Below are 7,139 nucleotides of genomic sequence, written 5' to 3' on the forward strand. Positions count from 1 at the left end.
AGCGCCGCCTCGGCGATCAGCCGCTCGTCCGCCTCGGGGATCAGCTTCAGGTGGCTGTAGCCGCGGAAATCGTGCTCCTCCCGCAGCGTCTTCGCCACCAGGACCAGTTGCTCCATCGTATAGTCGCCCGACCGGATGATGCCGGACGACAGGAACAGACCCTCGATGTAGTTCCGGCGGTAAAAGCTCAGCGTCAGGTCCACGACCTCCCGCACATCGAACCGCGCCCGAGGCACGTTCGAGCTCGCCCGGTTGATGCAGTAGGCGCAGTCGTAGATGCAGAAATTGGTCAGCAGGATCTTGAGCAGGGACACGCACCGCCCGTCCGGGGTGTAGGCGTGACAGATGCCCATGCCCTCGGTCGAGCCGATCCCCTTGCCGCCGACGGAGTCGCGCTTCGACGTGCCCGAGGACGCGCAACTGGCGTCATACTTGGCCGCGTCGGCGAGGATGGAGAGCTTCTTACGGAGATCAAGTTGAGCCATTTGTTCACTCTATGTTCCATAGAGTGAACACCTGTCCAGCGTCGCCGTTGCGTAATTTTCCGCGTCAGCTCAGATAGTTGAGCAGCGAGACCTGCCGCAGCTGGCTGATCACCTGGGCCGAGGCCTGGATGGCGATCTGCGACAGCTGCAGGTCGGTCACCGCCTTGGCCATGTCGGCGTCGGTGCGGTTCGAGACCAGCTCGTCCAGCGAGTCCAGCTGGGCCTTGTGGCTCTTCTCGACGTTCTCGACCTGATTGGCCAGCGAACCGGTGGTCGCGGTCTTGTCGATCACGCCCTTGCTGGCCTGCTCAAGCCGCGCCAGCTGGGTCGTCAGGAACGTCTTCTGCGGCTCGGTGAGCTTGCCCGTCAGCGGTCCGGCGGCGCTGGTGTGATAGTTCTGGATGTCGCGCAGGATGCTCATGGCGTCGGTCCCGACCTCATTGGCCAGGAAGCCGGTCTCCAGGGTCGTGCCCTCGGCGACGCGGCTGGCGGTCTTCAGGCTGTCGTTGTGGAAGATCGAGGCCACGCTGGGCGCCGCGGCCAATTCCGACAGATTCGATACGTCCACCGGCGGGGTGTTCACCTGCGTCCCGGCGAACAGATAGCCGCCCTGGTGGCGCATGTTCAGCCCGCCGCGGATGGTCTGGAACTGGCCCTCCATCTCCAGCATCAGCGAGGTCGACGAGTCCGACGACAGGGCGTTGCCGATCGCCGTGCGCAAGGCGTCGACGCCGTCGCCGATCTGGGTCAGGGCGAGATCCTGGGTCGTCAGGCGGGCCGTTACCGCCTCGGCCGTGTCCATGAAGCCCTGGATGCGGCTCTGGGCGCCCTTGAGCGCCGTCAGGGTCTCGGACTGGCGGCCAAAGCCGGTCAGGTCGGTGGCGTTCTTCTGGGTCGAAACCCGCTCCTGGGCCTCGGCGGACCGAGTCTGGGCCGTCATCAGGTTCAGAAGGGCCGACTGGTAGTTTCCGAAGGTGGCGACGCGGGTCATCAGATCATCCCCAGAAGCGTATCGTACATGTCCTTGGCCGCCTGAATCAGGCGGGCCGAAGCGTTGAAGGCCTGCTGGTAGGTCGTCATCAGCACCAGCTCCTCGTCCAGATTGACCCCCTCGTGGGCCGTCTGGCGTCCGACGGCCTCGGCGTAGAGCGCCCCTGAAGAATCCTTGCGGTTCTTCGCGGCCGTGGCCTTGCCGCCGATATCGCCGGCCAGCTCCGAGGCGTAGCGCGAGACCGAGACCTGGCCGCCCGAGGAGCCGCCCGCCGGCTGGAAGTTGGCGGTCCGCTCGCCGGCGTCGGCCAGCAGCAGCGCGCCGCGGCCGTCGCCCGCGCTGAGCGCCGGCGTCCCGGCCGCCGCGGACAGGTTCAGCTGCCCCAGCGCCAGCTTGGCGGGCCCCTGCCGAATGTCCGACCGAAGGGAGAAGCTGTCCGCGCGCGAGGTGCGCACGCCGGCGCCGATGCCGAACATCTCGGTCGCCGTGATCCCGGACGGAACCTGGCTGGTGTTGTCGTTCAGCACGCTCATCTTCAGCGGCGGATTGCCGACGGGCGTGAAGCTCATCGCGCCGTCCGCGCCGAGCGAGAACTTACCGTAGGCGCCCACGCCCGTCGCGGGATCGTTGAGCGCATTGATCAGGTCGCCGACCGTGCCGCCGGGCGGCACCGCCACCTGGATGTCCCGGATCCGGGCGCCGGCCTCGTTGGCGAACCGGAAGGTCATCGTCTCGCCGGCGGTGAAGCCGTGCGGCGAGGCCGCGGTCATGCCGGTGTCGTACAGGGCCGGACGATCCGCCGAGATCAGGTCGTTCAGGCCGAAGTAGTGGGAGAAGCCCCGGCCGGCCTTGCTCGACGGCGTCGTCGGATCATCGGCGATGGCGACCCCGTTGGCGGCGTTGCTGGCCACGATCGACAGCTTGCCGTCGATGAACTGGGCCGAGGCGGCGCCGCCCAGCTGGGTGTTCAGGGTCGCCAGGAAGGTCGTCGGATCGGCGGCGACGCCGTTCACCGTCATGGTCGCGCCGCTGAAGACGATGTCGACCCGCTGCTGGATCACTCCGGCGGCGTTGGTGACGGCGATGGTCGTCCGCCCGTTGAAGCCGGCGATGGCGCTTTCGAGCGACTGGCCCACATTGCGGCCGTCCAGCCGGTTCGGCGGCGGCATGGCCGTGTTGGCGTTGTGGGCGCGGTTCAGCTCGTCGGCGACATGGGTGATCAGCTCGGCCAGCCGACTGGCGGCGGCGGGCGCCTCGACGTCGCGCAGTTCGACCAGGCCCTTGATTTCGCCCGAGGTCACATTGTCCAGCAGCGACTGCTTGCTTCCGCCCGGCTCGGTGATCCAGATGTCGTTGAAATTGGTCTCGCCGGTCACCGTGCCCGCGCGCGTGTAGGAAAGGGTCGCCGCGCCCTCCCCGGCCAGCATGGCGCCGCTGCCGGTCCGGATCGACACGCCGCCGATCGTGCGCGCCGTGACGCGAACGTCCATGACCTCGGCCAGCTGGCCGATCAGGGCCGCCTGCGCGGTCTCCGCGCCCGAGGCGTCGCCGTTGACGACCTTCGCCCGGGTGATCTCGACGTTCAGCGCCTCGATCTGCTGGAGCAGGTTGTTGGCGTTCTCGACCGCGCTCTGGATGCGGCCGTCCGCGTCTTCCCGGACCGCCTGGATCTGCTTGGCGATCCGCGTGGCCTCGTCGAACAGCGCCTGGGTCTTGAACAGGGCGTCCTGGCGGCGGGGCGAGGAGGTCGGATCCTCGGCGCTGGACGCGAAGGCGGCGAAGACGCCGTCCACCTGGCCGAAGAAGCTGCTCTTCCCGCCCGGGTCGCCGAACATCGACTGGATGCGGTCGTACAGTTCGTACTTCACGCCCTGACGCGCCGCCTCGGCGCCGGCGCTGAGGCTGGCCGCCTGCAGGAAGCGGTCGGTGGCCAGGCGGATGCGCGTGACTTCCACGCCGCTGCCGACGCCCTGGCTGGACCGGGAGACCTGGTCGGCGATCTTGCGGACATAGCCGGGCGTGTTGACGTTCGAAACGTTGTCCGAGACCACCCGCAGCTGGGTCTGGGCGGCGATCAGACCCGAATTGGCGTTGTTCAGGATGCTGGTCACCGACATGCGCGGACCTCCATCGAACGGGCGCCCGGCAAGGTCTGCCAGCCGCCGCGCCCTTTTTGCCCGGCAGCGCATTCGCGCACCCCGGCCAACTCATTGAATTTACGCAGCATCGCGTTTCGCGTCTGTGTCATGACGTTCGGGAGGCGCAAACAGCGGGCCATCGCGATCCAGCTCCGGGAGCGGCCGGCGGCGCTGGGCAAGATTGGTCGGCACGCGGCAAGTTTGGACCGCTCTCACGGCGCCGCCGACGCAGGGCGGCGCGATCACAGTTCAATAAAATCAGCTACTTATCGCCAATTTCACAATGGCCCGCGATTTGCGCCTGAGGTTTCGAATGTTCGGCGCAGCAGGCGCCCCCGCCATCCACCTCGGCCACCGCCGCCCCCGGACCCCATGTCGACTGCATCCGCACTGCTGTCCATGATCGCGCCCGCCGCGCCGACGACCTCGCAAGGGTCGGCGGCCGTCGACGCGTCGGCGTTCGAGGGCCTGCTGGCGTCAATGCTGGGCGGGGACGTGGATGAAGGTCTGGACGAGACGACGCCGACGCCCGAACAACCCGATCCCGCAGCTTCGGCCCTGGCGGGCTTGTCGGGTGTTCCGATACCCTCGGCCCCGCAACCCCTGCTGCAGATCAATGCAGCGGCCTTGTCGGTCGTCGCGGGCGAACCCGCGATCGAGGCGGCTGAAGGCGACACGGCTCCCGCCGCGCCCGCCCCCGTCGCCACTGAAGACGCCCTCCCGGCGGTCGAACCCGTGTCCGCCGAACCGGCCCTCGAGGCTCCCGCGGCGGAAGCCCCCACGACGGACGCTTCCGTCATCGCGGCCCCGCTCCCCGCTGCGGCCATGCCGGCGCCCGTGGTTGACGCGTCTCCGGACGCCGAGACGGCCCCGATCCCGGCTCCGATCCCGGCTCAGGCCGCCGCTCAGCCGATCGCGGTCGAGGCCCCGCCCGTTGCTGAGCCTGTCGCTGATCCCGTCGCGCCGCTCGCTCCCGCCGCGCCGGCGCCGAAGGCCGAGGCTTCGCCGGCGACCACGCCCCTGCCTGTCGAAAAGACCCCGACCACCAAGACGGCCGAGGCCGGTCCGCAGGTCCGTCCCGCGGTGAAGGCCGATCAATCCGACGCGCCTGAGGTCCTGCCGCCCGCTCCGGCCCAGCCGGAAACCAAGACGGCGACGACGCAACCGCTGACCCAGCCTCCGGCGCCGCCGGTCACGGCCGGTCAGACGCCGTCGGTCATGACGCCGGTCCGTCACCCGGCCGGCGACATGGAACAGGCGCGGCTGGACGACAGCGCGATGGTCGAGGTCGCCCGCCCGCAGGGCGAGACGCCGTCCCGCACGATCTCCGCCACGCCGACGCCGGACGTCTCGCAGCCCGCGCCGACGGCGGCCGGCAAGGCGACCCCGGAGCCGCTGACGCAGCCTGTGGCCTCCGCCTCCGCATCGACCCAGGATGAGGTCGCGGCGCCCGCCGAAACCGCGAAGCCGTCCGGCGCGACAGATGCGGCTGACGTCGCGCAGCCGCCGGTTCCGGACGCCGAGCCCAAGAGCGCCGAGACGCCGCGCCCGGTCGAGACGCCGTCCCCGCGTCCGCAGACCGAGCGAGCTTCGCGGTCGGTGGAAACCAACGCCGCCGTGGACACCGCCGCTCCGTCCACGCCTGTGACGACCACGCCGCAGGCCTCCGCCGCGGCCACGCCGAACCCGGCCGTCGCGCAGGCGTCCGCCTCGGCCGCGTCGAAGACGATCGAAGCGCCCGCGATCGAGAAGGCCGAAGGCGACGCCGCCGCCGAGGTTCCGGTCGATGCGACCGCTCCCGAAGCCGCGCCGTCGGCCCAGACCGCCCATGCCGCCCGCGAGGCCCTGGGGTCGAGCCTGTCACGCGTGGCGATCGAAGCCACCGCCCAGATCGCCGCCCAGATTCAGAGGAAACTGGACGGACGTTCGACCCGTTTCGAGATGTCGCTGACGCCCGATGAGCTGGGCCGGGTCGACATCAAGCTGGACATCGACGCCGAGGGCCGTCTGGCCGCGCGTCTGGCCTTCGACAACCCGGCCGCCGCCACGGACCTGAGGGGCCGGGTCGACGACCTGCGCCGTCAGCTGGAGCAGCAGGGCTTCCACCTGGCGGACGACGCCTTTGAGTTCACCCAGCGCGACAGCGGCTCCAGCTTCTTTGATCGCGGACAGGATGCCTCCCAGGGCCAGGGCCGGGGTCAGTCCCGCGCCTTCGCCGCCGCAGCCCGCCTGAACACCGAAGCCGACGCCGTCGCCCAGCCCCCTCGCTGGCAGGCGCTGTCTCTCACGCCCGCGGGCGTGGATATGAAGGTCTGATCGATGGTTGACTCCGTCTCCGCACCCGACGCCTCCGGCCGGATCAACTCCGGCTCGAAGAGCCTGGCCTCGAACTTCGAGACCTTCCTGACCCTGCTGACCACGCAGCTGCGCAATCAGGACCCGCTGTCGCCGGTCGACTCCAACGAGTTCACCGCCCAGCTGACGCAGATGGCCGGGGTGGAGCAGCAACTGCTGACCAACGACCTGCTGACCAGCCTGCTGAAGGCCCAGTCCGCGGGCGGCCTGGACAACGCCTCCAACTACATCGGCAAGCAGGTCACCGCCGCCTGGTCCGCCACCTCGCTGGAAGACGGCAAGGCGACCTGGTCCTACGAGCTGGGCGGCACGGCCGCGGACGTGAAGCTGCAGGTGCTCGACAAGAACGGCAAGGTCGTCTGGGAAGGCAAGGCGCCCGAGAAGGGCATCGGCGTCCACGACTTCACCTGGGACGGCAAGATGACCGGCGGCGACACCGCCGAAAACGGCGGCGTCTACACGCTGAAAGTCACCGCCACCAACGCCAACGGCGGCAAGGTCGACAGCCAGACCCTGATCCGCGGCCGCGTCACCGGCGTCGAGATGTACGACGGCGCGCCGTACCTGGTGATCGGCGACTCCATCCTTCCGCTTTCGACCGTGATCTCGCTGAACGAGATCCGCGCACAAGCTGACAACGACGATGCGGAGAATCCGCCCGTCCCTGACGAGGAGGTGGCCGCATGACGCGCTCCGCCGCCTTCCCGAAAACTTCCCTTCAAGGAGCGTAATCCATGAGCCTGAACAGCGCTATGCTGGCCGGCGTGTCCGGCCTCGCCGCCAACTCCACCGCCCTGGCCGCGATTTCCCAGAACATCGCGAACGTCAACACCGTCGGCTACAAGCGGACGAACGCCGAGTTCCAGACCCTGGTCAACAGCCAGACCCGCGCCGGCGGCAGCTATTCGGCCGGCGGCGTGATGGCCAACGCCCGTTCGTTCATCAGCCAGGAAGGTCAGCTGCAACGCACGACCGAGGCGACCGACCTGTCCATCAACGGTCAGGGCTTCTTCGTCACCACGACCCAGGCCGAAGGCGTCGGCGCCACCGACACCCGCCTGTTCACCCGCGCCGGCGCCTTCCGCGTCGACAACATGGGCTACCTGAAGAACAGCGCCGGCCTGTACCTGCAAGGCTGGCCGGTGGACTCGAACGGCGAGATCGCCACCG

5 protein-coding genes and 1 pseudogene are annotated in these 7,139 nt (G+C 69.2%); 3 read left to right on the forward strand and 3 right to left on the reverse strand.

Translation table 11 applies throughout. The features are described from left to right. The 3 genes and pseudogenes from Q0C81_RS13740 to flgK form a co-directional block, all read right to left on the reverse strand. Nucleotides 1–485 (reverse strand): annotated as a pseudogene (locus tag Q0C81_RS13740) (radical SAM protein); the annotation flags it as partial. A gap of 64 nt (nt 486–549) precedes the next feature. Further along, the gene (locus Q0C81_RS13745) at nt 550–1,476 is read right to left on the reverse strand and encodes a flagellin (protein WP_291838958.1); all 927 of its coding nucleotides are present in this window, start codon (nt 1,474–1,476) and stop codon (nt 550–552) included. Continuing rightward, complete coding sequence (flgK, locus tag Q0C81_RS13750) at nt 1,476–3,593, reverse strand: flagellar hook-associated protein FlgK (RefSeq protein ID WP_291838961.1); 2,118 nt, start codon at nt 3,591–3,593, stop codon at nt 1,476–1,478. The genes Q0C81_RS13745 and flgK overlap by 1 nt, the downstream gene beginning before the upstream one ends. 393 nt (nt 3,594–3,986) lie before the next feature. Here flgK and Q0C81_RS13755 point away from each other — a divergent pair, with 393 nt between their 5' ends. The 3 genes from Q0C81_RS13755 to Q0C81_RS13765 form a co-directional block, all read left to right on the forward strand. Beyond that, nucleotides 3,987–5,930, forward strand: a complete 1,944-nt coding sequence (locus tag Q0C81_RS13755) for a flagellar hook-length control protein FliK (protein ID WP_291838963.1) — start codon at nt 3,987–3,989, stop codon at nt 5,928–5,930. A gap of 3 nt (nt 5,931–5,933) precedes the next feature. Further along, nucleotides 5,934–6,656 carry a flagellar hook assembly protein FlgD gene (locus Q0C81_RS13760; RefSeq protein WP_291838966.1) on the forward strand — a complete coding sequence of 241 codons (723 nt, stop codon included), beginning with the start codon at nt 5,934–5,936 and terminating at the stop codon, nt 6,654–6,656. A gap of 47 nt (nt 6,657–6,703) precedes the next feature. Beyond that, nucleotides 6,704–7,139, forward strand: a 436-nt coding sequence (locus Q0C81_RS13765; protein ID WP_291838969.1) for a flagellar hook-basal body complex protein, incomplete at its 3' end; no start/stop codon positions are given.

Source organism: Brevundimonas sp. (genome assembly GCF_023259385.1).
GTDB lineage: Bacteria > Pseudomonadota > Alphaproteobacteria > Caulobacterales > Caulobacteraceae > Brevundimonas.

Coding starts and splice junctions, on each gene's coding strand:
- Q0C81_RS13745 (WP_291838958.1), bottom strand. CDS start 1,476: ATGACCCGCGTCGCCACCTTCGGAAACTACCAGTCGGCCCTTCTGAAC.
- flgK (WP_291838961.1), bottom strand. CDS start 3,593: ATGTCGGTGACCAGCATCCTGAACAACGCCAATTCGGGTCTGATCGCC.
- Q0C81_RS13755 (WP_291838963.1), top strand. CDS start 3,987: ATGTCGACTGCATCCGCACTGCTGTCCATGATCGCGCCCGCCGCGCCG.
- Q0C81_RS13760 (WP_291838966.1), top strand. CDS start 5,934: ATGGTTGACTCCGTCTCCGCACCCGACGCCTCCGGCCGGATCAACTCC.